General features: G+C 62.2%; 22 protein-coding genes. 9 read left to right on the top strand and 13 right to left on the bottom strand.

Translation table 11 applies throughout. The annotated features are described in order from the left end of the window. The first annotated feature begins 110 nt into the window (after positions 1–110). The 3 genes from JFN91_RS09460 to JFN91_RS09450 all read left to right on the top strand — a co-directional run bounded on the left by JFN91_RS09460 (position 111) and on the right by JFN91_RS09450 (position 4,268). Positions 111–1,562 carry an ATP-binding protein gene (locus JFN91_RS09460; RefSeq protein ID WP_199388971.1) on the top strand — a complete coding sequence of 484 codons (1,452 nt, stop codon included), beginning with the start codon at positions 111–113 and terminating at the stop codon, positions 1,560–1,562. Continuing rightward, entirely contained in the window at positions 1,559–2,239 is a 681-nt protein-coding gene (locus tag JFN91_RS09455) for a response regulator (protein WP_199388970.1), read from the top strand. The genes JFN91_RS09460 and JFN91_RS09455 overlap by 4 nt, the downstream gene beginning before the upstream one ends. 340 nt (positions 2,240–2,579) lie before the next feature. Beyond that, the gene (locus tag JFN91_RS09450) at positions 2,580–4,268 is read left to right on the top strand and encodes a methyl-accepting chemotaxis protein (RefSeq protein WP_199388969.1); all 1,689 of its coding nucleotides are present in this window, start codon (positions 2,580–2,582) and stop codon (positions 4,266–4,268) included. A 75-nt stretch (positions 4,269–4,343) separates the two neighbouring features. Here the strand turns inward: JFN91_RS09450 and JFN91_RS09445 are convergent, their stop codons facing one another. The 4 genes from JFN91_RS09445 to JFN91_RS09430 are packed head-to-tail and all read right to left on the bottom strand — an operon-like array spanning position 4,344 to position 6,897. Further along, positions 4,344–4,652 carry a hypothetical protein gene (locus JFN91_RS09445; RefSeq protein ID WP_199388968.1) on the bottom strand — a complete coding sequence of 103 codons (309 nt, stop codon included), beginning with the start codon at positions 4,650–4,652 and terminating at the stop codon, positions 4,344–4,346. 13 nt (positions 4,653–4,665) lie between these two features. Then, complete coding sequence (locus JFN91_RS09440; RefSeq protein ID WP_199388967.1) at positions 4,666–5,319, bottom strand: CBS domain-containing protein; 654 nt, start codon at positions 5,317–5,319, stop codon at positions 4,666–4,668. 38 nt (positions 5,320–5,357) lie between these two features. After that, a complete protein-coding gene (locus JFN91_RS09435; RefSeq protein ID WP_199388966.1) occupies positions 5,358–5,969 on the bottom strand; it encodes a DUF4124 domain-containing protein in 612 nt (203 codons plus the stop codon). A gap of 55 nt (positions 5,970–6,024) precedes the next feature. Beyond that, positions 6,025–6,897: a methylenetetrahydrofolate reductase gene (locus JFN91_RS09430; RefSeq protein WP_199388965.1), complete on the bottom strand. Its 873-nt coding sequence runs from the start codon at positions 6,895–6,897 to the stop codon at positions 6,025–6,027. 274 nt (positions 6,898–7,171) lie between these two features. Here JFN91_RS09430 and JFN91_RS09425 point away from each other — a divergent pair, with 274 nt between their 5' ends. Further along, positions 7,172–8,806 carry an ABC-F family ATP-binding cassette domain-containing protein gene (locus JFN91_RS09425; protein WP_199388964.1) on the top strand — a complete coding sequence of 545 codons (1,635 nt, stop codon included), beginning with the start codon at positions 7,172–7,174 and terminating at the stop codon, positions 8,804–8,806. A 99-nt stretch (positions 8,807–8,905) separates the two neighbouring features. Here the strand turns inward: JFN91_RS09425 and JFN91_RS09420 are convergent, their stop codons facing one another. The 9 genes from JFN91_RS09420 to JFN91_RS09380 form a co-directional block, all read right to left on the bottom strand. Next, positions 8,906–10,879: a tetratricopeptide repeat protein gene (locus JFN91_RS09420; protein ID WP_199388963.1), complete on the bottom strand. Its 1,974-nt coding sequence runs from the start codon at positions 10,877–10,879 to the stop codon at positions 8,906–8,908. Then, positions 10,876–11,637 carry a class I SAM-dependent methyltransferase gene (locus tag JFN91_RS09415; RefSeq protein ID WP_199388962.1) on the bottom strand — a complete coding sequence of 254 codons (762 nt, stop codon included), beginning with the start codon at positions 11,635–11,637 and terminating at the stop codon, positions 10,876–10,878. The genes JFN91_RS09420 and JFN91_RS09415 overlap by 4 nt, the downstream gene beginning before the upstream one ends. Further along, the gene (locus tag JFN91_RS09410) at positions 11,634–12,761 is read right to left on the bottom strand and encodes a DegT/DnrJ/EryC1/StrS family aminotransferase (RefSeq protein ID WP_199388961.1); all 1,128 of its coding nucleotides are present in this window, start codon (positions 12,759–12,761) and stop codon (positions 11,634–11,636) included. Before JFN91_RS09410 ends, JFN91_RS09415 begins: the two co-directional genes overlap by 4 nt. A gap of 48 nt (positions 12,762–12,809) precedes the next feature. After that, a complete protein-coding gene (locus JFN91_RS09405; protein WP_199388960.1) occupies positions 12,810–14,210 on the bottom strand; it encodes an NDP-hexose 2,3-dehydratase family protein in 1,401 nt (466 codons plus the stop codon). After that, positions 14,200–15,147: a glycosyltransferase family 2 protein gene (locus JFN91_RS09400; RefSeq protein ID WP_199388959.1), complete on the bottom strand. Its 948-nt coding sequence runs from the start codon at positions 15,145–15,147 to the stop codon at positions 14,200–14,202. Before JFN91_RS09400 ends, JFN91_RS09405 begins: the two co-directional genes overlap by 11 nt. Positions 15,148–15,338: 191 nt before the next feature. Next, entirely contained in the window at positions 15,339–15,665 is a 327-nt protein-coding gene (locus JFN91_RS09395) for a hypothetical protein (protein ID WP_199388958.1), read from the bottom strand. Positions 15,666–15,870: 205 nt separating this feature from the next. Continuing rightward, entirely contained in the window at positions 15,871–16,482 is a 612-nt protein-coding gene (locus JFN91_RS09390) for a MarC family protein (protein ID WP_199388957.1), read from the bottom strand. Positions 16,483–16,653: 171 nt separating this feature from the next. Beyond that, complete coding sequence (locus JFN91_RS09385; protein WP_199388956.1) at positions 16,654–17,643, bottom strand: NAD(P)H-quinone oxidoreductase; 990 nt, start codon at positions 17,641–17,643, stop codon at positions 16,654–16,656. A gap of 127 nt (positions 17,644–17,770) precedes the next feature. Continuing rightward, a complete protein-coding gene (locus JFN91_RS09380; RefSeq protein WP_199388955.1) occupies positions 17,771–18,136 on the bottom strand; it encodes a hypothetical protein in 366 nt (121 codons plus the stop codon). A gap of 144 nt (positions 18,137–18,280) precedes the next feature. On the opposite strand from JFN91_RS09380, the gene JFN91_RS09375 reads away from it, so the two are divergent. From JFN91_RS09375 to JFN91_RS09355, 5 genes are all read left to right on the top strand, one after another. After that, entirely contained in the window at positions 18,281–19,024 is a 744-nt protein-coding gene (locus tag JFN91_RS09375; RefSeq protein WP_183349474.1) for a YebC/PmpR family DNA-binding transcriptional regulator, read from the top strand. A gap of 75 nt (positions 19,025–19,099) precedes the next feature. Continuing rightward, on the top strand, positions 19,100–19,594 hold the full coding sequence (ruvC, locus tag JFN91_RS09370) for a crossover junction endodeoxyribonuclease RuvC (RefSeq protein ID WP_199388954.1): 495 nt from the start codon (positions 19,100–19,102) through the stop codon (positions 19,592–19,594). A gap of 276 nt (positions 19,595–19,870) precedes the next feature. Continuing rightward, on the top strand, positions 19,871–20,470 hold the full coding sequence (ruvA, locus tag JFN91_RS09365; RefSeq protein WP_199388953.1) for a Holliday junction branch migration protein RuvA: 600 nt from the start codon (positions 19,871–19,873) through the stop codon (positions 20,468–20,470). Positions 20,471–20,833: 363 nt separating this feature from the next. Continuing rightward, on the top strand, positions 20,834–21,706 hold the full coding sequence (locus JFN91_RS09360; RefSeq protein WP_199388952.1) for a transglutaminase-like domain-containing protein: 873 nt from the start codon (positions 20,834–20,836) through the stop codon (positions 21,704–21,706). A 74-nt stretch (positions 21,707–21,780) separates the two neighbouring features. Next, a complete protein-coding gene (locus JFN91_RS09355; protein ID WP_199388951.1) occupies positions 21,781–24,120 on the top strand; it encodes a hybrid sensor histidine kinase/response regulator in 2,340 nt (779 codons plus the stop codon). The last annotated feature ends 66 nt before the right edge of the window (positions 24,121–24,186 follow it).

Below are 24,186 nucleotides of genomic sequence, written 5' to 3'. Positions count from 1 at the left end.
AACAATTGTGGAGCAAATGTGGAATTTCCATCGCGCTGAAAGATGCAATGGCACATTAAGCACAACTATGTTAATACAAAGCTGTACGAGTGACTTAAACGGTGGATGTCATGAAGGTAAAGATCAAGTACAGGCTGTTTGTAACTATGCTGGCCGCAACCGGAGTGGTGGTCATTTCCATGTTCCTCATCATGCAGTGGAGCATCGGACACGGCTTTCTCGCCTACGTGAACACCATGGAAAAGGACCGCCTGCAGCGCCTGGCCCACGTGCTGGAGCAGTCCTACAGCCGTAGCGGCAGTTGGGAGTTCCTGGAGCAGGAGCCGTCAACCTGGTTCGAGGTGGTCGCCGCAACCCGTGAAGGGCGCGAGGGCGGCGAGCCCGAGCCCGGCCAGCGCAGGATGATGGAACGGCGCGGGTTCATGAACCTGAGCGGCCAGGGGCAGCACCTGCCGCAGCGCTTCCTGTACCGTTTCGAAGGGCGCGTGGTGCTGCTCGACCCCGACAAGCGCGTGATCCAGGGAGCCCCGGGGAGCCTCGACACGGCACAGGTGAAGAAGCTGACCAGCGACGGCGAGGTGATCGGGTACCTGGCGCTGCGACCAAGACAGCGGCTCACCGACACCTACCAGCTCCTCTTCGTGCAGCAGCAGAAGCTCACCATGGGGCTGGTCGCCATCGTGATGCTGCTCGTGTCTGCGGCGCTCTCGCTGCCGCTGGCGCACCGCCTGGTCGAGCCGATCAAGAGGCTCGCCGGCTCCCTGCACCGGCTTGCCTCGGGCGAATACGACACCCGGGTGCCGGTGCAATCCAGCGACGAACTGGGACAGCTGGCCCGCGATTTCAACACCCTAGCCCTCTCCCTGGAAAACAACGAGCGGGCCCGGCGCCGCTACCTAGCCGACATCTCCCACGAACTGCGCACGCCGCTTTCCATTCTGCGCGGCGAGATCGAGGCACTGCAGGACGGGGTGCGCCCGCTGGGCCCCGAGTCGATGCGGTCGCTGCACGCCGAAGTGATGCACCTGGGGCGGCTGGTGGAAGACCTGTACCAGATCTCCATGTCCGATATCGGCGCCCTCAACTACAGGAAGGAACTGGTCGACCTGGCCGAACTCCTCGAAGATACACTGGAACCGTTTGCAGCCAAGTTCCACCAGAAGAACATCGCCCTGCGGCAGCAGATCCCCGACGAGGAACTGACCGTCTTCGCCGATGGCGTGCGCCTGAACCAGCTTTTCAGCAACCTTTTGGACAATTCGCTCAAGTACACGGACCAGGGGGGTGAGCTGTCGGTGCGTCTCTCCCGCAACGACGGGAGGGCCGTGGTGGAATTCGCCGACTCGGCTCCCGGCGTGCAGCCGGAGGAACTGGCCCGGCTTTTCGACCGCCTGTTCCGGGTCGAGAATTCGAGGAACCGGGCCCTGGGCGGCGCGGGACTCGGGCTCGCCATCTGCAAGAACATTGTCGAGGCACACGAGGGGACCATCGCGGCGCTCCCCTCCCCCAAGGGGGGCGTGCTTATCAGGATAGAACTGCCGCTTACCGGGAGCAGGACATGACACAGACCATCATGATCGTCGAGGACGAGGAAAAACTGGCCAGCCTGTTGGGGGATTACCTGAAGCAATCCGGCTTCGAGACCGTCTGGATCGCCAACGGCACCGAGGTGGTGCCGCGGGTGCGCGAGCGGCAGCCCGACCTTGTGCTGCTCGACCTGATGCTCCCCGGCCGCGACGGTCTGGAGATCTGCAAGGAGATACGCACCTTCTCGCAACTCCCCATCATCATGATCACGGCACGGGTGGAGGAGATCGACCGGCTGCTCGGCCTGGAGCTTGGCGCCGATGACTACATCTGCAAGCCCTTCAGCCCCCGCGAGGTGGTGGCGCGGGTAAAAACCGTGCTGCGCCGCAGCGTGGAGCAGCCGGCACCCTCCTCCGGCGGCCTGGCGCTCGACCCGGACCGCTACTCCGCCCAGTGGCAGGGGCACGACCTCGACCTGACCGTAGTCGAGTTCAAACTGCTGCACTTTCTCTACCTGAACCCGGGTCGCATCTACTCCCGCACGCAGCTGATGGACCGCATCTATTCGGACCAGCGCATCGTGAGCGACCGGACCATCGACAGCCACATCAAGAAGCTGCGCAAGAAGATCTCCGCGGTCGCACCGGACCAGGAACTGATCCACTCCATCTACGGCGCCGGCTACAAGTACGAGCCCCCCGGCCAGAATTAAGGCCGGGGCTTTCGCTCACACATCCCTCACAAGATTTTTCCCTTCTCTCAGTGCTGCTCTTTGTCCCCGCGGTGCCCCGCCCTGTGCCATGGCGGAATGGGCACAGGTGACCACATCCCTCCAAGATCTCAATTCTTTCCTTAAGAAAATCCCACTACCACCGATATTCACATTAGCACACGGGAAAAGCGACAACGCTTTGACCATGCCTGATACACGTCCGCGGGAACTTACGAAAGCGTCACTTCCAACAGGACCATAGTTTATTCGCCGCCGCAGTCGATACGTCCGATAGTTGAGACGTTACAGATAGGCGTTCTGCCTAAGGGGGGAAATAATAATGCTTAAGAACATGAAGATCGGTACCAGGTTGATGCTGAGTTTCGGGCTCGTGGTCCTGCTGTTGGTGGGAGTTGCCGGCACCGGTTACTGGGGGGTCAAAGACGGTGAAAACACCATGGTTACGGTTTTGGACGGTGAAGCCAAGATCGCCGAGCACGCCGCCAGGGCCCGGGCCAACGTATTGGGGATGAGACGCTACGAAAAGGACCTATTCCTGAACATCACCGATGCTAAAAAGGTCGAGGAGTATTACGCCAAGTGGAACGAGGAGGCGGGCAAGACGTCCGAACGCGTCGCGGACCTGGAGAAGGTGGTGCGGGACAAGGAAGACGTGGAAAAGACCAAGATCATAAAAGAAAACTTCGCCCTCTATAAGGCAGGCTTTGCGAAGGTGGCCGGCTCCATTCTCGATGGCAAGTTGAAGACACCGGCCGAGGCCAACGCAGCCGTTGCCGCTTTCAAGGATGAAACCCACAAGATGGAGAATACTGCTGTCGAGCTGGCCCAGGAAGGAAACAAGGCCATGCAGCAGGAAAAAGGAATGGTCTTGAAAGCAACCCAGCGCGTCGTCTCCCTGCTGGTCACCATCTCCATCGTTGCCGTGCTGCTCGCCATCGCGCTAAGTATCCTGGTCACGTCCAGTATCAAAAAGCCGCTGCAGGTCGGGGTCGACACCGCCAACCGCCTGGCCGACGGCGACCTGACATTCGAGATCGGCCAGACCTCCAAGGACGAGACCGGGCAGCTGCTTGCCGCCATGAGCACCATGCTGAACAAGCTCAAAGACGTGGTGACCGAGGTTAAGGCGGCCACCGATTACGTGGCGCAGGGAAGCCAGGAGCTGTCCTCCAGCTCCGAGGAGATGTCGCAGGGGGCCAGCGAACAGGCGGCCGCAGCCGAGGAAGCCTCCTCCAGCATGGAGCAGATGACCTCCAATATTCGCCAGAACGCGGACAACGCTATCCAGACCGAGAAGATTGCAGTCAAGTCTGCTGAAGACGCCAAGGACGGCGGCAAGGCCGTACTGGAAACTGTCCACGCCATGAAGGAAATCGCCAGCAAGATCAACATCATCGAGGAGATCGCGCGCCAGACCAATCTCCTGGCCCTTAACGCCGCCATCGAGGCGGCCCGTGCCGGCGAACACGGCAAAGGCTTCGCGGTGGTGGCAAGCGAGGTGAGAAAACTCGCAGAACGCAGCCAGAAAGCTGCCGGTGAAATTTCAGAGCTTTCCGCCAACAGCGTGAGCATAGCGGAAAGGGCGGGCGAACTGCTGGCCAAGATGGTCCCGGACATCCAGAAGACCGCCGAGCTGGTACAGGAGATCAGCGCCGCCAGCCGGGAACAGGACACCGGCGCCGAGCAGATCAACAAGGCGATTCAACAACTCGACCAGGTCATCCAGCAAAACGCCAGCGCCTCCGAGGAAATGTCCTCCACCGCCGAGGAGCTCGCCTCTCAGGCCGAGCAGTTGCAGAGCACAATCGCCTTCTTCAAGATCGGGGACGACGGCAGGATCAGGACCAAGACCGTGAAGACGCCGAAGGCAACCGGGAAGTCGGCGACCAAGCAGATGACCACAGCCAAAGCGGCTGGCCATAGCGGGACGGCACATAATGGCACAGTTCACCTTGGCAAAGCGGTGGGGGCAGAGCTGGAAATGGATGACGAGTTCGAAAGATTCTGATCCTGCTTGGTTCCGACAAAAGAAAGAGGCCGGGTGGCACTGCCACCCGGCCTCTTTTCATTGCTGTTCCCGCGACTAAAGAAGTTCCACCTTGCTCGCCCTGACGATGAGCAGCGCCTGGCGGAAGTCGGCCGTCAACTGCTGCCGGTACTTCCTCCACCAAGCCCGGTCCAGTTCTTTCGTCATCACCTCGTAGATGACGATGTCGTCATGGACCGTGGTCTCCTTGGTCTCCTTCCAGATCCCGCGGGCAGGAGAGCGCATGTAGGTGGTGATGCCCCCGAAGCGCTCCGATAGTTCGTCGCGCACCTTGAGAAACTCGTCCTGAGTGAACAGGTTCCCCTCGTTGTCGTACAGCGGCAGCAGTATCTGGATCAGGTGCATGGCGCCCCCCGGGTTACGACGTCTCGCGCACGTCCTTGATCTCGCGTACGTGCGGCCGGATCGCCTCCACCAGCTTTTCCTTGGACACCCCCTGCACCTTGAAGGTGTTGATCCAGGTGTCGGCCTGGTTGCCGTCGACCTCGCTGAAGCCAAGGCCCACGATGTTGCCGCCGGCCTCGTAGATGGTCTTGGTCACGTCGGCAAGGGTCCCCTTGGCGCCGGTGGTGGCGACGGTGAGGCGCACCCCCTTGCGGCGGCCGCCCAGGAGCTCGAGCAGGATGTTGAACAGGTCGGACTCGGTGATGATGCCGACCAGCTTGCCCTCTTTCACTACCGGCAGCCCCCCGATTCTGCGATCGACCATGATGCGGGCCGCCTCCTCGAGCGGGGTGTCCTCGGAGACGGTGATGACGTCCCTGGCCATGCACTTCTCCACGGTAAGTTTCGCCAGGAGGTCGTGGATTTCCCAGACGGCCAGCGAGGTGGCCGGCGACGGGGAGGCCTGGAACAGGTCACGGTCGGAGACGATACCGACCAGCTGACCGGAGCGGTCTACTACGGGGAGGCGCCGGATCTTCTTCTCTCCCATCAGTCGCAGCGCCTCGGTAACCGAGATGTCGGGAATGATGGTAATCGGGTTTTGAGTCATCCTGTCTCGTACTAGCATTGTGGCACCCTCCTAGGTTTGTTGTGCTGCAGCCGGCGTCACTGCCGGTTCATTGAATCAGAAGCTGGCATCGGTATCGCCCGAGACTCACCCGGGGCTGCGGCGGCCGGATCGGGCAATTCGCGGTTGGAGGATTTCTTCATCATGGTGACCGCACGCTCCTTGATCCTCATGCTGCTCGCGACCATGTAATCGACGTAGGTCTTGTAGAGAAAGACCATGACGCCGACGAAGAAGGAGATGTAGATCACCCTGGAGAGCATGGGCGAGGGGATCAAGGTTGTGAGTTTGCAGACCGCGACGAACAGGCCGACGATGACGGCAACGATCAGCAGCGGCTTGAGCCAGGCATGGCGCGAGGCCAGCTGTGCAAACCCTCCCGGCTGGGGCGCCGGCGCCTCCTGCTGCAGCGACTGGCTTGCCGGGGCCTGTTCCGTCGCCTCCGGGGCCTGGGCGGCAGGCTGCTTCTTCGGCTCTTCACGGGTCACCTTCATAGTGGCGCGGTACTTGGCAGGGACCGCCTGCAGCTTGTTGGTCATGTGGACGACGCCGCGGTTGTCGGTGTAGTTGTAATAGTCGGCGAGAAGCCGAGAGGGAAGCGCGCAGACGATGAGCGCGCCGAGCAGCAGGAAAAGCAGTGACTTGTTCACCTTCCCCCCTTGCAGCGGCGAGACAGCCGCATGTAATGGAATTGCATTGCAGGTCCTACGGTAGCAGTCCTTGCACCAGATCGAGCACCGCCTGGTCCCGGTTCAGCGTGTAGATGTGGACTCCGGGAACGCCGGCGGCCAAAAGCTCCTCGGCCTGTCTCCGCGCGTGGGCCACGCCCACCTCCTGGACGGCGGCCGCGCCACCTTTGCGGTCGGCCGCCTCCAGCTCGGCCAGGTAGGCCGGCGGGAGGGTCGCCCCGCACAGGGAGATGATGCGCTGTATCACCTTGAGGCTCACCACGGGGATGATACCGGGAATGATAGGCTTGTCAATGCCGATGGAACGGGCCTTGGCGACGAAATCGAAGTAGAGTGCGTTGTCGAAAAAGAGCTGGGTGATGGCAAAGTCGCCCCCCTGGTCCAGCTTCAGTTTCAGGTAGGAGAGATCGTGTTCGGCATCGACCGCCTCGGGGTGCACCTCGGGATACCCCGCCACGCCGATCCCCATGCCGGGATGCGACTCCTTGATGAACGCGGCGAGGTCGGAGGCATGCAAGAGTGTGCGGCAGGCGGAGAACTCGGGGGGCGCGTCCTTGGGAAGGTCGCCGCGCAGGGCCAGGACATCGTTCACCCCGGCCTCGGCCAGGCTGTCCAGGAACAGCTGCAGATCGCCGCGGTAGGCGCCGATGCAGGTCAGGTGCGCCATGGCGTCCAGGCCGTGCTCGTTTTTCAGCCGACTTACGATTTCGAGGGTGTCCCCCCTGGTGCTGCCGCCGGCACCGTAGGTGACCGAGGCGAAGAGCGGCTTGAGCTGGGTCAGGCGGTCGACCACCTGGAAAAACCCGGGCCACTCGCTCTTGTTTTTGGGCGGAAAGAATTCCAAAGAGATGAACTGCCCGTTGCAGTTCATCTTGTCGATTATCTTCATGTATGCTCCATGGAGTGCACGGCCTCCAGGCGCCGCTTTGACAACGGGCGGAGCACCGGGACAGGCATCTGTTGTCTCCTCGACAGCGGTGGGCCTGACTTTAGCATTTTTTTATAAGAAAAGCGACAGCGCCGTAATGGACCGACGGCACCGTTAAAATCGTGTCACAACAGAAAAAAGACGTTGCTCAGCCAGTTGCAGCAATGGTATAAGTACCAGATTCACGACCACAGGCTATCCTGTGGTCTTTTCATTTTGCACAGAAGGAGCAAGCATGATCAGCGCATCAAACGTCACCCTTTCCTACGGGAAGAGGGTGCTGTTCAAGGACGTAAACATAAAGTTCACCCCCGGCAACTGCTATGGCCTCATCGGCGCCAACGGCGCCGGCAAGTCGACCTTCCTGAAGATCCTCTCCGGCGAAATCGATGCCGACAAGGGCGAGATCTCGGTCGGCAAGGGAAGGATCGCCGTGCTCAAGCAGGACCAGTTCGCCTACGACGAGTACACCGTCTTCAACACGGTCATCATGGGGCACAAGAAGCTGTACGAGGTGATGGCGGAGCGCGAAGCCATCTACTCCAAGGCCGAGTTCACCGAAGAGGACGGCATCCGTTCCGCCGAGCTCGAAGGTGACTTCGCCGAGATGAACGGGTACGAGGCGGAGAGCGAGGCGGCAGTGCTCTTGAACGGCCTGGGCATCCCCGAGGAACTGCGCGGCAAGCTGATGAAGGAGTTGGAAGCGGGCGAGAAGGTGCGCGTACTCCTGGCACAGGCCCTGTTCGGCAACCCCGACGTGCTCCTTTTGGACGAGCCGACCAACCACCTGGACCTGAAGTCGATCGCGTGGCTCGAGGACTTCCTGTACCGCTTCAACAACACCGTGATCGTCGTCTCCCACGACCGTCACTTCCTGAACCAGGTCTGCACCCACATTGCCGACATCGATTTCGGCCGCATCCAGGTCTACGTCGGCAACTACGACTTCTGGTACCAGGCCAGCCAGCTGAACCTGAAGCAGCGCCAGGACGAGGCGCGCAAGGTCCAGGACAAGGCCGCCGAATTGAAGGAGTTCATCCAGCGCTTCTCCTCCAACGCCTCCAAGGCCAAGCAGGCGACCTCCAGGAAGAAGCTCCTCGAGAAGCTGACCATCGAGGACATGCCCATCTCTTCGCGCAAGTACCCCTGGGTGGTGTTCAAGCCGGAGCGCCCCTGCGGCGACATCATCCTCGAGGTGAAAGGGCTCTCCAAGACCGTGGACGGGGTACAGCTCTTCAAGGACCTGGACCTGATCGTGAGAAAGGGCGACAAGATCGCCTTCGTCGGGAGCAACTCGCAGGCGAAGACCACCCTGTTCCAGATCCTGGCAGGCGAGCTGGAGCCGGACGCGGGGACCTTCCGCTGGGGCGTCACCATCACCAACGCGTACTTCCCCAAGGAGAACGGCGACTACTTCAAGGGCGACATGAACCTGATCGAGTGGCTGCTGCAGTACTCCCCGCCGACGGAAGGGGAAAGCTTCGCACGCGGCTTCCTGGGCAGGATGCTCTTCTCCGGCGACGAGGCGACCAAGAAGACCAGCGTCCTCTCCGGCGGTGAGCGCGTGCGCTGCATGCTCTCCAGGATGATGCTGACCGGCGCCAACGCGCTCATCCTGGACGAGCCGACCAACCACCTGGACCTGGAGTCGATCACCGCTCTCAACAACGGCCTCATCTCCTACACCGAGGTGGTGCTGTTCGCCTCCCACGACCACGAGTTCGTCTCCACCGTGGCCAACAGGATCATCGAGATCACCCCGGCCGGCATCATCGACCGCGACATGAACTTCGACGACTACCTGGAGGACGCCGACGTCATCGCCGAGCGCGAGAGGCTGTGCAACGGACACGCGGAGTTGAGCCTGTAACAGGGACGAAGGGGATAGAAGGGATAAAGACAAAGGGGGGCCGGTAAACGGCCCCCCTTTTTACGTGGTGATAATGGCTGGGTTCACACCCCCTCGCCCTCACCGCACCCCCGCCACGTCCCGCAGCCGTGCTATGGTGGCTATCAGGTCGGCACGGGGAGAGAGGGCATACGCGGTTTCAAATTCTGCCAGCGCCTCGGCATGCCTGCGCTCCCGGAGGTGAAGCAGCGCCAGGAAAAGGTGCGCGTACTGGGCGGATGGTTCGTGGGCGATGGCTTCCTGGTACTTGCGGCGCGCGCCCGCCAGATCCCCCTGGGCCTCCAGGACCTGCCCCATGAAAGCGGTGGGGCGGGCGTCCCGCGGCTCGAGCGCGGCGGCGCGGACCAGGGCATCGGTCGCCTCCCGGTACCGCTTCTGAACCAGCAGCGCCCCCCCCAGGAAGGTGTAGGTGGCCCCGGACTGCGGGTCGAGCCTGGCGGCGGTCTGGAACTCGCGCACCACCTCGCCCAGTACCTCGTTCTGTCTGGCGTCCATGGGCAGCAGCATGAGGTTGACGTCATCGGTGTGCCAGGGGGGCAGGGTGTCGGCCAGCGCCACCCCAAGCGAGAAATGGGATCGCGCCTTCTGCGGGCTCTTGCGCACGTTGTCGCGCCAGAGCGAAACAGGCGTCTCCCACACCGTGTTCCTCGCGTAGGCAGCCCCCGCGCTTACCGTGACCAGCAGGGCCAAGGCTGCCACCGCCGGGCGCGACGTCCCCAGCGGCTCCCCTGCCCGCCGCGGCAAAAGAGCAAAGATACCGGTGACTGCCGCGATGAAAAAGCCGACCGACGGGAGGTAGGCACGGTGCTCGAAGATCAGATCGTCAATGGGGACCACGCTCGACTCCACGCTCAACGTGATGAAGAACCACCAGATGCCGAAGCCGGCGAGGGCGAGCGGGGCGCAGGCGGCCCCGCGGCGGCCCCGCGACCGGTACAGGAGCCAGGCGCCTATCCCGGCGACAGCCAGGAGAAGAGCCAACGGAAGCAGCACGGCCGGGGCCAGCAGCGTCTTTTGCAGCGGGTAGTCGTAGTCGAAGTTCTGCTCCACCGGCAGCAGCAGAAGCCTCAGATACGTGGCGACGACGCCGAACTGGGTCATCAGGTACTCCCAGGAGGAGACCTGCTTGAAGTTGACCAGGTTGACCGCGCCCGCGACCTTACCCCCCTGGGCCGTGGCGGCCACCGAGGAGAGCTGCATCAGCTTGACCGGGATGATGGCCATGGTCAGCGCGAAGGGAAGCAGCCGGAGCAGGCGGGGGGCGGTGAACGCGCCGCGGAAAAAGACCCATTCGTACAGCAGTATCAGCACCGGCAGGGTGAAGGCGTTCTCTTTGGTCTTCATGGCCAGCACGCAGGCGAGCAGGGATGCCAGGTACAATCCGTTGCGGGAGGCCTTGCCCGCCGCGAGCCGGCCGGCGACATAGAGGACCAGCGCACCGATGTAAAACAGGGCGACCAGAGGAACGAAGCGCTGGATCACGTAGGTGACCGCCTGGGTCTGCAGCGGGTGGCAGGCGAACAACAGGCTGCAGGCAAGGGGGAGATAGTAGAAACGCTCCGCAGGGTGGTCGTCCTCCCCCCCCTCTTCCATCCGCAATACCGGCGTCCGCAGGGTGAGCCACACGAGCAGGTACACGAGCAGGGCGTTGACCAGGTGCAGCAGGAGGCTGACCACGTGATAACCGCCCACGTCCAGGCCGTGCAGGGCGTAGTTGAGCGCGAAGGTGAAATAGGCGACCGGGCGCAGCATGAAATTGTTCTTGAGGTCGGGGTTGACCGGGAGCGCGAACACCCGTTGCGGATCGGTGAAGAAACCGAAATCCTTGATCAGCGGGTTGCCGGCCAGAAACGGCTGATCGTCGAAGACGAAGGGGGCCCAGATGATGTTTGAGTAGACGGCGAAACCGATCGCCAGGACCAGCAGGACATGGACCAGGGGGTCGCGCCGCAGGTTCAGCTCCTCTGCCTGCTCCGGCGCCGCCGGACCGTGGGGCGCCGCCCCCGTTCTTGCCGCTTTTTTCCGCTTCTTCATAGTTTCTCCTGTCCCGCCTCACCCTTTCGGGCGATGGCAAAAAGCGATGAACCGATGGGGAGCCTCACCCTGCGCAGCACGGCGTTCTCCGCCCGCATGACCCGCACGAGGAGCGCGTTCACGAAAGGCGAAGGAAGCGCCACGTCAGACTCGCCCCCCTTGCGGCGCCCCCACCGCCCCCGCAGCAGCCGGTACGACGCTATCAAGGGAAACAAGAGGCCCACCCGGAAGGTAAGGAGCTCGACGTGGAAGCCCGCCGCGGCGAGCCTCGTGCGCAGGGTCCGCTCGTCGTAGCGTTCGCGGGTGTGGACCGCGACGTCGTGGGAGCTGCGCAGCCATTCCAGGGCGACCAGGTTGAGTACCAGCATCCCCCCCGGCCGCAGCGCCGCACAAAACGCCTTCATCACCTCCACGTCGCTGCGCACCCCCGCGTGATAGAGGACGTCGATGCAGGTGATCACGTCGTACGACGCCGGCTCCAGTTCCAGGGCGTTCAGGTCCCCCCGTTGCGCCGCTACGCCGCGCCGGCTGCTGTAGCGGATCGCCTCCGGCGACGCATCCACCCCCTGCACGTGGACTAAAGGGGCCAGAAGCTGGCACAGCCTGCCGGTGCCACAGCCGGCATCGAGGATGCGCAAAGGCCGCCCCAGGCGCTCCGCTTCCCGCGTCACGTGGGCAAGGACCAGTTCATGCAGTCCCACGTACCACCAGTGCGTATCCTCCGCCTCGAACATGACCCGGTACTCGGAAGGGTTCATCGCCCCCCCGAAAAGAAGCGCCGCACCGCCTCGACCACCCTCTCGGCGTGGCGCCTGGGGAGCTCCGGGTAGATGGGAAGGGAGAGGATGGTTCGGGCCAGGCGCTCGGTGACCGGCAGGTCCCCGTCCCGATACCCGAGCGCGCAGTACCCCCGCATCAGGTGCACCGGGTGCGGGTAGTTGATCTTGGTCTCGATCCCCTCTTTGGCGAGGAACTCCATCAGCCGATCCCGGCGCCGGGTGCGCACCGTGTACAGGTAGTACTGGTGCCGACAGTCGCGGCCGACGGCGGGAAGGCCCACGTCTCCCACTCCGGCCAGCCCCTCATCGTATATGCGGGCGATGTCGCGCCGCGCCGACGCGGCCGCCTCGATCCCGGGAAGCCTCAGGTTCAGGATCGCCGCCTGCACCTCGTCCAGCCGCGAGTTGTACCCCTCCTCCTCGGCGTGGTATCCCTGCTCTATGCCGTAAAAGCGCAGCCGCCTGAGCCGCGCGGCGAGTTCCGGGTCGGAGGTGGTCACGGCGCCCGCATCGCCGAACGCCCCCAGGACCTTGGTGGGATAGAACGAGAAGGCGCCCACGTCACCGATGCTGCCGGCCCGCTCCTCGCCGTAGGCGGCGCCACAGGACTGGGCACAGTCCTCCACCACCCGCAGCCCCCGCCGCGCCGCGATGTCACGCAGCGGCGCCATGTCCACCATCTGCCCGCACAGGTGCACCGGCAGCAGGCACCGGGTGCGCGTGGTGACGGCGGCCTCGACGAGGGAGACATCCATGAGGTAGGTGTCCTCCTCGACGTCGACAAATACCGGGGTCGCACCGCTGGCGCGGATCGCGGCCACGGTCGGAACGGCGGTATTGGAGACGGTGATCACCTCGTCCCCCGCCCCTATTCCCAAAGCCTTCAAGGCCAGGACGATGGCATCGGTCCCGGAATTGACCCCGACGGCGAAGGCGGCCCCGCTGTAGGCCGCCAGCCCCTTTTCAAACTCCGCCACCTCCTGCCCCAGCACCAGCCGGCCGGAGGAAAAGACACGGTCCACCGCGCCCAGGTACTCCTCGCGGCGAGGCGTGTACTCTCCAAGATAGTCCCAGTAGCGGACGGTATGATTCATGCCCGGCATCGCGTCTTCCCTCCTCCGCCATCTCACGCTCCGGCACCGGTTCGCTCTTCACAAAAGGCACGAGATGATGCTCCGCGCACACGAATTGACCTGTTCACCCAGGTGCACCAGCACCAGCACCTGGCGCATCGTGAGCCAGCGGTAGTCGGCCGGCAGCACCAGCTCGGTCCCCTCGGGAAGCATCAGGATGCGGTGCAGGTTGTATTCCCGGTAAAAACGCGCCCCCTCCTCAGCCTGGCGGCTCTCGTGTACCAGCGGGAAGCGGCCGGGCGCGGTGAACTCCTCGAACAGGAAGGGCTTTTCCAGCTTCGCGTTGCGTTCGTAGTTGCCCTGGGTGAACTGGGCGGTGGGACCGAGTTGGACCGTAGTGCGGTTGCCGGCCTCGGCCTTGGCCTGCATCAGCAGTTCCGGCCCGTGGGGTCCCTCGCGCAGCAGCAGCCCGATGATCCCGGGGGCGGGGTTCTCGATGATCGGCTGTCCCCAGGCCCCCACCTCCCTGGTTTGCGAGGAGACCTGCAGTCCCACGATCCTGAAGAAAGAGCTGGAAACATGGGAGAAGTAGCCTTTTCCGTCCAGGCGCCATTCCCGCAGATCGTTCAACCCGATGCGCCTGGTCAGCATATGCGTCATCGCCCGTCGGTCGTCCAGCCACTGCAGCGCGTCGCGCAACCCCTCCCGCCCGGCTGCGGCGTCCGGTTGCCCCGTGTTCCCGGCGCCGACGAGGCAGGCCAGGATACTGCGCGTGCAGGCATTGACCAGGTTGTCCCGACGGATGAGGGAGGCGATCTGGCGCAGTGTCAGCCAGATGAACCCCTCGGGGAGCTCCACCGGCACCTCATCCCCGGCGAGGATGATCATGTTGCGGTTGGACTTGTACAGGAACCGGCCGCCATCCTCGGTCTGCAGGCGGGCGAACAGCCGCCGGGCGGGGTCGGGCTCGACGAAGGTTTCGATGAAGAGCGGTCTCGCTCCGCCGTGGGCTCCGGTGTAGTTGCTGTAGGTGGCCTGGACCGTCGGGGAAAGCTGGACACCTCCCACGTTGCCCGGTTCCTCCTTGGCCTGCAGGCAGAAGTGGAGCGTGCCTTCGATGTACTTGGCCAGAATGCCCAGAATCCCCACCTCGGGCTGCTCGATAATGGGCTGGTCCCATTCCAGCTGGTGATGCCCCACCCGGTGCCGGACGTGCACCCCCATGACGCTGAAGAAGCGACCGCCATCGTGGTGGATGTTGCCGGTGCCAGCTTCCCTATGCCACCCCTGCACCGCCTCCAGCGGCACCTGCATGTTGCTGAGGGAGCACTTCTCCCGCGCCGCGGTGATCCACCGGTCGACGAAGGCGTCGCCGTGCAGTGCGAAGGCGCCGCTTCGGGAGGCGGCCACCCCTGCGGCGTGATCGGCGGGTACGCTGCCCCCTGCCGCCAGCATCGCGGCGCTCATGTTAGCTGCCATTGCGCTCCCTCCCCGCGGCCCAGGTTTCCCTGACGATGAATTGCGGCTCCTGGTTCAGCTTGAGGTAGATGCGCCCCACGTACTCGCCGACGACCCCCGTGGCCAGCAACTGGACACCGCGGAAGAACATGGTGATGGAGTTCACCGATTCGATGTCGCTTGGGTCGCTCAGCATGGGAAGCCAGCCCCGGATCAGCATGGCAGAGACGGAATAGATTCCGGAAAGGGTCAGCACCGCTCCCCCCATCGCCAGCAGGCGCAGCGGTATCAGCGAATAGCTAACGAACACGTTGCCCCACAGGTCGATGAGTTTCTTGATCGTGTAACCGGACCTCCCTTCGCGGCGCGGGTCATGCCGCACCTGGACGGTGCCGATGTTACGCGTGCTGCGCAGGATGAGAGCGTCGAGATAGACGTTCGGGCTCTTGTGTGCAACGAGTTGGTCCACCAGGAAGCGGTTCATCACCTTGAAGCTGGAAAGGTAGAGGCTGGCCGGCTTGTCGAGGGTGACGCGGGCGAGGGTGCCGTTCAGATAGCTGCCCAGGTTGCGGAACCAGTGGTCGCTTTTTTCCGGATACTGGCAGTAGACGACGTCGTACCCCTTGGCGATCGCGGCCAGCAGCTTGGGCACCTCCGCGGGCGGGTTCTGGAAGTCGTCATCCATGATAACGACGTAATCACCGCGGGCCTGGTTCAGCCCGGCCATCACCGCGTTGTGTTCGCCGAAATTGCGCGACAGGGAGAGGTAGGTCACCGTCTCCGGCCATTCGCTGTGGAGTTGGCGGCAGACAGAATCGGAGCCGTCGCGGCTGTAATCGTTCACCAGCACGATCTCGAGCCTATAGTGCTCCGTGAGTTGAGAGACCAGGGCCTGACACAGCGGGGCTATGGTCTTCTCGGCATTGAAGACGGGTATGACGATGGATATGAGGGGCATGGCACTCTTTCACGCAGTCCCTTGCAAGAGGACGTGGCAAGGCTCCCGAGCGCGCGACAAGACATGACGGCTCAGCCGCATGGACTGGATCGGGCAGCACAGGACGCACTATGGGCGCAGAAAAGGGGCGTTCCAGCCTTGTAGCGAATGCGACAGGGAAAGGCGGGGGCGCCGGTTTGCGAGTCAGGGGATCAGCAGGCGGGTGGAGAACGACCAGGAAGGGTTGCTGTGTAGGGGCCTTCGCTATGAGCAGCCACGAGGCGGGTAAAGGCGGTGAAGTCCGGGACCGGCTCGCTGAGACAGTGGTGGTGGAATTCGCCGTCGATGGCGTGGACCGGGCAGGCGTCGCTGCAGTTGGAGGCGGAGGCTTGTTTCTGGACGGTCAGATTGAGGACCGCCCGCGGCTTGGGCTTGGGTCCCGGGGAGCGGTCGAGGAGGGCTATCCTCATGCCTGCGAAGACCAGGAAGAAGATGACGGCGTACGCGGCCGCAACTTTTACCTTTTTGCTGTTCACCATTGTTTTCAGCCCGGCTCCAGGATGATCACGCCGCACCGGAATTTGGCTGACAGTCAGACTGCAGGACAGGTGAGGCGACGTGGAACATAGCGTGAAACGGGTCGACAAGTCAACCCGAAATTAAACCGAACACATTCAGAAAAATCGAAGTTCCCACAAAGGGCCGCCCGCGCCTGCGGTTAAAAGCGGTAACGCTGGTAAGGTTCTACGCGCCGATCTTCAGGAAGTTCCTGACGCCGGTGAAGACGATCTGGGCGGCGAGCGCGGCGACGAAGAGACCGGTCAGCTTGCTTAAGATGGTGATCCCCTTCTTGCCGACGATGTGCTCGATGAAGGAGGCGCAGACCAAGAGGATGCCGACGCACAAGACGGCCATGGCGAGCGCGGCGAGCCCCACGAAGACCTGCCAGTTGTGCTGCACCTCGGCGCCCATGACCAGGAGGGCGCCGGTGGTCCCGGGGCCGACCGTGACCGGAATCGCCAGGGGCACCACGGAGATGGCATCGCGCTTTTCGCTGGGGGGCGCGCTGTCGTCGCCGTGCACCATGTGCACCGCAGAGAGAAAGAGCAGGCTTCCGGCGCCGATCCGGAAGGAGTCGAGTGTGATCCCGAACAGGGAGAACAGGGTGTTGCCGAAGGAGTACAGGACGAAGCAGGCGACCATGACGGCGAGGGTCACCCTGACGGCGGTCGAGCGCCGCTCACGGGCGGTGAGCTCCGGGGTCATGGCCAGGAAGGTGGAGAGTACGAAGAAGGGGGTGAGCAGGAAGAAGAACCTGATCCACACGGTGAAGAAAAAATCCGAATAAGCTTCCATCCTGTTACGGTACTCTCCTTTGATTGGAAACCAAAAGCGTTACCACAGAGGTCTCGGAGGTCCACAGAGGGCACAGAGGAAAAACGTGAAACGGGTTTTAAACCTTCACGTCTTTTTCTCTGTGTCCTCCGTGCTCCTCTGTGTCCTCTGTGTTCCGCTTCTGGCTTTGGTTTATTGCGCTATCTTCAGCACGATCTTGCCGAAGTGCTTGTCTTCTTCCATCATGCGGTGCGCCTCGACCACCTGGTCGATGGGGAACACCTTCTCGATGATGGGTACGATGGTGCGGTCGGCGAACTTGGGCATGGCGCGACGCACGAATTCGGCGGCGATCTCACCCTTCTCGGAAACCGGGCGGGAGCGGAGCACGCTGCCGATGATCTGCTGACGCTTCACCATCATGAGCGCGAGGTTCAGCTCGGCCTTGATGCCGGAGATGACCCCGATGACGACCAGCCTCCCCTTGTAGCCCAGTGAGTTCATGTTGGGGGCCAGATACTTGGCGCCGACGTGGTCCAGGATGACGTCCACGCCTTTCTTGTTGGTGAACTCCTTGACCGCCTCGCTGAAGTCCGGGGTCTCGCGGAAGTTGATCACCAGGTCGGCACCCAGTTCCTTGACCCGCTCGAGCTTCTCGGGGGAAGCGGTGACGATCAGCTTGGCGTTGGGGGTCAAAGCCTTGCAGAGCTGGATCGCCGCGGTATTGACGCCCCCGCCGCCGCCATGCAGGATCGCGGTCTGGCCGTCTTCGAGCCCGCCGATCATGAACACGTTGAGGAACGCGGTGATGTAGGACTCGCAGATGCAGGCGGCTTCCTCGAAGCTGACCGTTTCCGGGATCGGCATGAGGTGGTTGGCGTAGGCCACGGCGTACTCGGCGTAACCGCCGCCGCCCACCAGCGACACCACGCGGTCACCCACCTTCCACCCGGTAACGCCCGCGCCCAGTTCCTCGACGACGCCGGCTACTTCGAGCCCGAGGATTTCGGAATCGCCGGGCGGGGGGGGATATTTCCCCTCGCGCTGCACCAGGTCGGGTCGGTTGATCGAGGTGGCGTACACCTTGATCAGCACCTCGTTTTCCTTGGGGGTGGGCTTGTCCACCTCGCCCACCTTGAGCACCTCGACGCCGCCGAAACCTTCCATCAGTACCGCTTTCATGGCCTTCCTCCTGTATCGATTGAATTCATGGCAGCCGAGTCACCCGGCCACGATAGTGTATACGGCGCACACTATCTCAAAAATGTGCGCCCTTTATCAACGGAATTCTCTCAGGAGGAGGAAAAAGTCAGCGGAATTTTATGGCAGTCCCGCGCGCGGTGATTTCGCTTTTGGGAAAGAAGATGTAGGTGTCCATCTCCACTTTGACTTCGGGGAGGATCACGGCGTCGGCTCCGATCTTGGCCGCCTCCGCGCGCAGGGCGTCGTTGGCCCAGCTGTAATCGGCAGGGGTGAGATCCTCCTTGTCGCCGTAGCGCACGCGGTGCACCTCGATGGTCCCGACCTTCTTGTAGGGACGCAGCACTTCGTCTTGTGCCAGTATCGGCGGGGCATCCCTTCTCAGGACCACCTTGGTGCAGCCGACGGCAGACAGCATGAGGCACAGCAAAAGCAGAGGCGACAAACCTTTCAGTGTCCGGTAAAACAGGTTCATGATCTCTCCCTGTTGGAGTTGAATCTCCGATCGATGCGGGTCCAGCGACACAGTTTAACTGCCATTTTCCCACTTTACAACACTCTTTTGGCCGTGCTAGTATTTCGCGTTTCATTCACAAACTGATCGGAAAGGAAGCAGATCATGTCAGGCCATAATAAATGGAGTACCATCAAGCACAAGAAAGGCGCCGCGGATGCCAAGCGCGGCAAGATATTCACCAAGCTGATCAAGGAAATCACCGTTGCCGCTAAGCTCGGCGGTGGCGACCCGGATGGGAACCCGCGCCTGAGGACTGCTATCGATAAGGCAAAGGGCGAGAACATGCCCAAGGACAACGTCGAGCGCGCCATCAAGAAGGGCGTGGGCGGGATGGAAGGGGTGAACTACGAGGAGACCACCTACGAAGGGTACGGTCCGGGCGGCACCGCGGTGCTGGTGGAGGTCATGACCGACAACCGCAACCGCACCGTTTCCGATGTCAGGAGCACCTTCTCCAAGTGCAACGGCAACATGGGCGAGACCGGCTGCGTCTCCTGGCTCTTCGACAAGAAGGGGCTCCTGGTGTACCCGAAGAGCACCGACTTCGACAAGCTCTTCGAAGCCGCCATCGAGGCCGGTGCCGACGACGTCGCCGATGAAGACGAGCAGTACGAGGTACTGACCGACCCGACCGCGTTCCACCAGGTGAAGACCGCGCTCGAGGCGGCAGGCTTCAAACCGGAGTCCGCCGAGATCACCATGATCCCGCAGACCATGGTCAAACTGGAAGGCAAGAACGCCGAGAACATGCTGAAGCTGATGGACCGTCTCGAGGACAACGACGACGTCCAGAACGTCTACGCCAACTTCGACATCTCCGCCGAGGACATGGAAAAGATGATGTAGCAAAAGCGTGTTGTTTTGTGGTACTAAGAGCGCGGGCATTCCCCGCGCTTTTTTTATTAAATCGAAGGTTTTGACATGATCATTCTCGGCATCGACCCCGGCTCCCGCAAGACCGGCTACGGCCTCATCTCCAAACAGGGCAACCGCCTGGTCCACATCGACAACGGCGCCATCTTCACCCAGAGCGCCAAGGACTTCCCGCAGCGACTGGAGAAGATCTTCACCGGCCTCTCCGCGATCATCGCCGAGTACCAGCCGGAAGTGGTGGCGGTGGAAGACGTGTTCCTGGCCAAGAACGCCATGAGCGCGCTGAAACTGGGGCAGGCCCGCGGCGCCGCCATCGTCGCAGCGGTCAACGTGGGACTGCCGGTGCACGAGTACACCGCCATGCAGGTGAAGCAGGCGGTGGTGGGGACCGGCCGCGCCGAAAAGACCCAGGTGCAGCAGATGATCAAGGCGCTCTTGAACCTCCCCGAGGTGGCGCAGGAGGATGCCTCCGACGCCTTGGCCGTGGCCATCTGCCACGCCCACTCCGCCGGCATCAGCACACTGTTGAAGAGCATCAGGTAGCGGGCTATTTTTCATCCTAATTAGCGACAATCTTCCGCTAATGCCCTCTCCCTCCGGGAGAGGGTGCCCGAAGGGCGGGTGAGGGAGGTGCCACGAAGCGGCATCATTGCCTATTGCAGCGCCCTCACCCCAGCCCTCTCCCGTAGGGAGAGGGGGATGGACATCCTGGCGGAAGATCATCGCTAGTCAGGTTTTTCATCGCTAGTCCCCGCGTCCTCACCCTAACCCTCTCCCAAAGGGAGAGGGGATGCTATAAAGTTCTCCATCGAGGTTTAAATGATCGCCCTTCTCACCGGCAAGATCGCGCACAAGGCCCCCGACTACGTCATCCTGGACGTGAACGGCGTGGGCTACCAGGTCTTCATCCCCTTCTCCACCTACTACGCGCTCCCCGCCGAAGGGAGCACGACTACGCTGCAGGTGCACACCTCCGTGAAGGAGGACGCCATCAACCTGTACGGCTTCCGCACCCAGCAGGAAAAGGAACTGTTCCAGTTGCTGATCGGGGTCTCAGGGGTAGGACCGAAACTCGCCAACAGCATCCTCTCCAACAGCGAGCCGTCCGAGCTCTCCGAGTCGCTGGTCAGTGGCAACATAGCGAGGCTTTCCGCCATACCGGGCATCGGCAAAAAAACCGCCGAACGACTGGTGCTGGAACTCAAGGAAAAGATGAAAAAGCTTGGCATGACGGCCGCGGCACCCGGGACCGCAGCCGCACCGGCGAAGCCCGAGATCCGCGAAGACGTCCTCTCGGCGTTGATCAACCTTGGCTACAAAGAGAACATAGTACAAAAAGCATTGGCAGAGCTGAAATTTCCCGAAGATGCTACCGTAGAGACACTTCTTAAGCAGGCACTGAAGAAATTGATGAAGTAACAATACGCCGGAGCATGAAAATGCTCCGGCACTAGCAGTTTTTCTCTCCTCATCAGCTGCTCTCTTCACAACGCTTTCCTATTTTCCAACCTGCAATTTCACCTTCTTCTCCCCCCAGTTAATCCCAGCAGCGTCATTGAACCTGATACTCAATGGGATATAATTTCCAAGTCACATACAATATCTGGCAAGACCTGATCCCGAAGAGGAGAAACTATGCGCGCAACGTTGATGGCGTCGGTTGTTTTCTTGACGGTATTCACAGTTCCTTTAACAGCATTTTGCGCGTCCCCCAAAGAGAGAAAAGGCTCGGTCACTTTTAACATAAACATAAACTCACCCCAGCAGGTTCAGGACGTCAAGATGTGGTTCCCCTACCCCACCTCGGACCTGAACCAGAAGATCGAAAACCTCCATTTCGACGGCAACTATTCAACCTTCACGCTGTCGCGTGAACCGCAAAGCGGGGCGCTCTACCTGTACACCCAATGGCGCGGGGCGCAGAAAAATCGCCACTTGACCGTCACCTTCGACGCCACGGCGCAGGAGCGCAAGGTAACCAAACTGGTGGAGCAGCCAGCCCCTATTCCGCCTGAAGTCGTGAAGTACGTGAAAGCGGAGTTCTGGATTCCCTCGGACGAAAAGAAGGTGAAGGCACTGTCGCACCAGATCACCGCCGGCAAGAAAGGGATCCTCAAGAAGGCGCGCGCGGTCTACGACTGGGTGGTCGACAACACCAAGCGCGACCCGAAGGTGCCCGGCTGCGGGGTCGGCAACGTGCAGGCCACCCTGGCGGCGCGCAGCGGCAAGTGCGCCGACATCAGCACCCTGTTCGTGGCGCTGGCCCGCGCCGCCGGTGTTCCGGCCCGGGAGGTCTTCGGCCTGAGACTGGGGCGCCCCGGCCAGACCGACATATCCAACGGCCACCACTGCTGGGCCGAATTCTACCTCCCCGGGACCGGGTGGGTGCCGGTGGACCCGGCCGATGTCACCAAGGCGGTCCTGGAGAAGAATCTCACCCCGGCTATGGCGAAGCCGTACCGGGAGTACTACTTCGGAGCGGTCGACGAGTTCCGCATCGTGCTGCAAAAAGGCGGACGCGGCATCGCCTTCAGCGAGGGGAACAAGGAAAAGGTCAATTACTTCATGTACCCCTACGCAGAGGTGGATGGCAAGAGCCTCGACTACTGCCGGCCTGACACCTTCGCCTATACCGTATCCTTCCGGGAACGCTGAGGCGACATGGCGCGCGCTTTCCCTCACCGGCACCGGGTCCCCCCCCCTCCCGCAAGAGGGCACCAGGAGTCTTCATGCGCCTGAGTCTCAACATCTCCATCAACCTCATCCTCCTGGTAGTCATCCTGGCCATGGGCAGCACCATCGGCTTTTTCTTCATCTCGCAGCAAAGGGCAACCCTCCGCAGCGACCTGGAGCACCGGGTGGAGATGGTTGGACGCCAGGTGACCAGCGAGGTCTATGCCCCACTGCAAAAGGGCGAGCTCGGGCACGTCGGGCACATCCTTGAAGCGGCCACCGCTGACCCGGAAGTTGCCTTCGTCATGGTGAAGTCCCTGGACGGGGAGGTGTTGGCTGCACGTTGGATGAAAGAGGTCACCGGAGGCGTGAAGGAATACGACTTCCCCGTGCGCGCCCAGTCCAAGGAGAGCGTCGCCCGAAGCGAGATGACCTTCGGAACCATAACCTCCCTCGCCGGCGGGAATCAGATCGCCGTGGTCGCAGTAGGTGTCGACCTGGACCCAATCACCAAAACGGAGCGAGCACTGATTATCAGAACCGCAATGGCGGTGGTACTGGGATCTGTGATCGCACTGTCCCTTGGCCTCGCCATCGTACGCAGGCTGCTCAACCGCTCCATCAACCCGCTGCTTGACGGGATCCGCACCATCACCTCGGGGGATTTCTCCAGCCGCGTCCATCCGGATCCACACCGGGAGATCGCGGAAATTGGTGCCGCCTTCAACGACATGGCCGAACGGTTTTCCACCACGCTCATCTTCAAGCACGAACTGGAGGAAACCGTCACCAAGCGCACTGCCCAGCTGCAGCAGGCCCTGGAAGACCAGATCAGGGTGCGCGAGGCTCTGGCCGAACGGGAAGAACATATCCGGCTGCTTTTCAATTCCACGGCGGAGGCGATCTTCGCCATCGATCGCGACGGGACCTGCTCCTTCTGCAACCCTGCCTGTGCCACGGTGCTGGGGTACGACACGCCGGAGCAGATCGTGGGCAACCGGATGCACAGGTTCCTCGGACATACCGCCTCTGATGGGACCGTCCTCGAGGAAAGCGAATGCCCCATCTGCCAGACGCTCGCCGCCGGCCACGGCAACCATAACGTCAACGATCATTTCCGTAAGAAGGACGGCACCGCCATCCCGGTAGAGTACTGGTCGCACCCGATCCTGCGTGACGAGGAGCTGGTCGGCTGCGTGGTAACCTTTCTCGACATCTCCCAGCGCAACATGCTGGAGAGACAGCTGCTCCAGGCCCAGAAGCTGGAGGGGATCGGGGTGCTGGCGGGAGGGATAGCGCACGACTTCAACAACCTGCTCACCGCCATCATCGGCGGGGCCGAAATAGCGCTCTACGACGTCCCCCCCCAGACCAAGGGAGCCAAGGCGATCCACGGCGTCCTCGACGCCGCCACCAGGGCCGCCGACCTCACCCGCCAGATCCTCGCCTTCAGCCGAAAGCAGGTCATGACCATGAAGGAACTGAACCTGAACGACGAGGTGCTGTCACAGTCCAAGATGCTGCGTCGCCTGATCAGCGAGGACATCAAGTTCCAGGTGAACCTGGCTCCGGAGGAGTTGTGCATCAGGGCTGATGCTGCACAGTTGCAGCAGGTTCTTTTGAATCTCGCGGTCAACGCGCGCGATGCCATGGCGCCTGGAGGGTCCATCACCATCGAGACCACCGCGGTGGTGCTGCAGCGGTCCGACCGCTGGCTGGAGGAGGGGATGGCGCCGGGGAAATATGCTGTGGTCTCGGTGAGCGACACCGGGGCCGGCATGGACGAGGAAACCAGGTCCCGGATCTTCGAGCCCTTCTTCACCACCAAGGGGCCCGGGGAGGGGACCGGCCTCGGCCTCTCAACGGTTCACGGCGTGGTGAAGCAGCACCAGGGGAGCATCTCGGTGTACAGCGAACCCGGCAAGGGCACCACCTTCCGTATCTACCTGCCCCGCATCGAGAGGAGCGAGGCTGCCCAGGTGGCACCGGAAGCGGGGCCCATTCCGCGCGGATCCGGGAAAGTCCTGGTGGTCGAGGACGAAGTGGCGGTGCGCGACTTCCTGGAAAGCGCCCTGCAGGATAACGGCTTCAGCGTCACCAGCGTGGGGAGCGCCCCCGAGGCGATGCAGGCGTGTGCCACAACGACCTACGACCTGATGATATCCGACGTGGTGATGCCGGGGATGAGCGGCCCGGAACTGTACCAGGCGATCCGGGAGAGTCAGCCCCAGCTCAAGGTAATGTTCATCTCGGGCTATCCCGCGAAATCCGCCTCGTTGCAGGACATACTCAAGTGGGATGCCCCCTTCCTCGCAAAACCCTTCTCCGCCAAGGTGTTCCTCGCCAAGACGCACGAGCTGATGCAGTCGACCCCGCCGGCCGGGCATGCCCCTTGACCTTTACCTTCAACTGTTATAATTTGGCTCCCTGCATTCAGGCGGCACAAGCCGCCGGCAAGGAGA

The organism is Geomonas anaerohicana, from assembly GCF_016458305.1.
Classification (GTDB): Bacteria; Desulfobacterota; Desulfuromonadia; order Geobacterales; family Geobacteraceae; genus Geomonas; species Geomonas anaerohicana.
The sequence above is the reverse complement of the archived record's forward strand: the minus strand, read 5'-3'. Positions and strand labels throughout refer to the sequence as shown.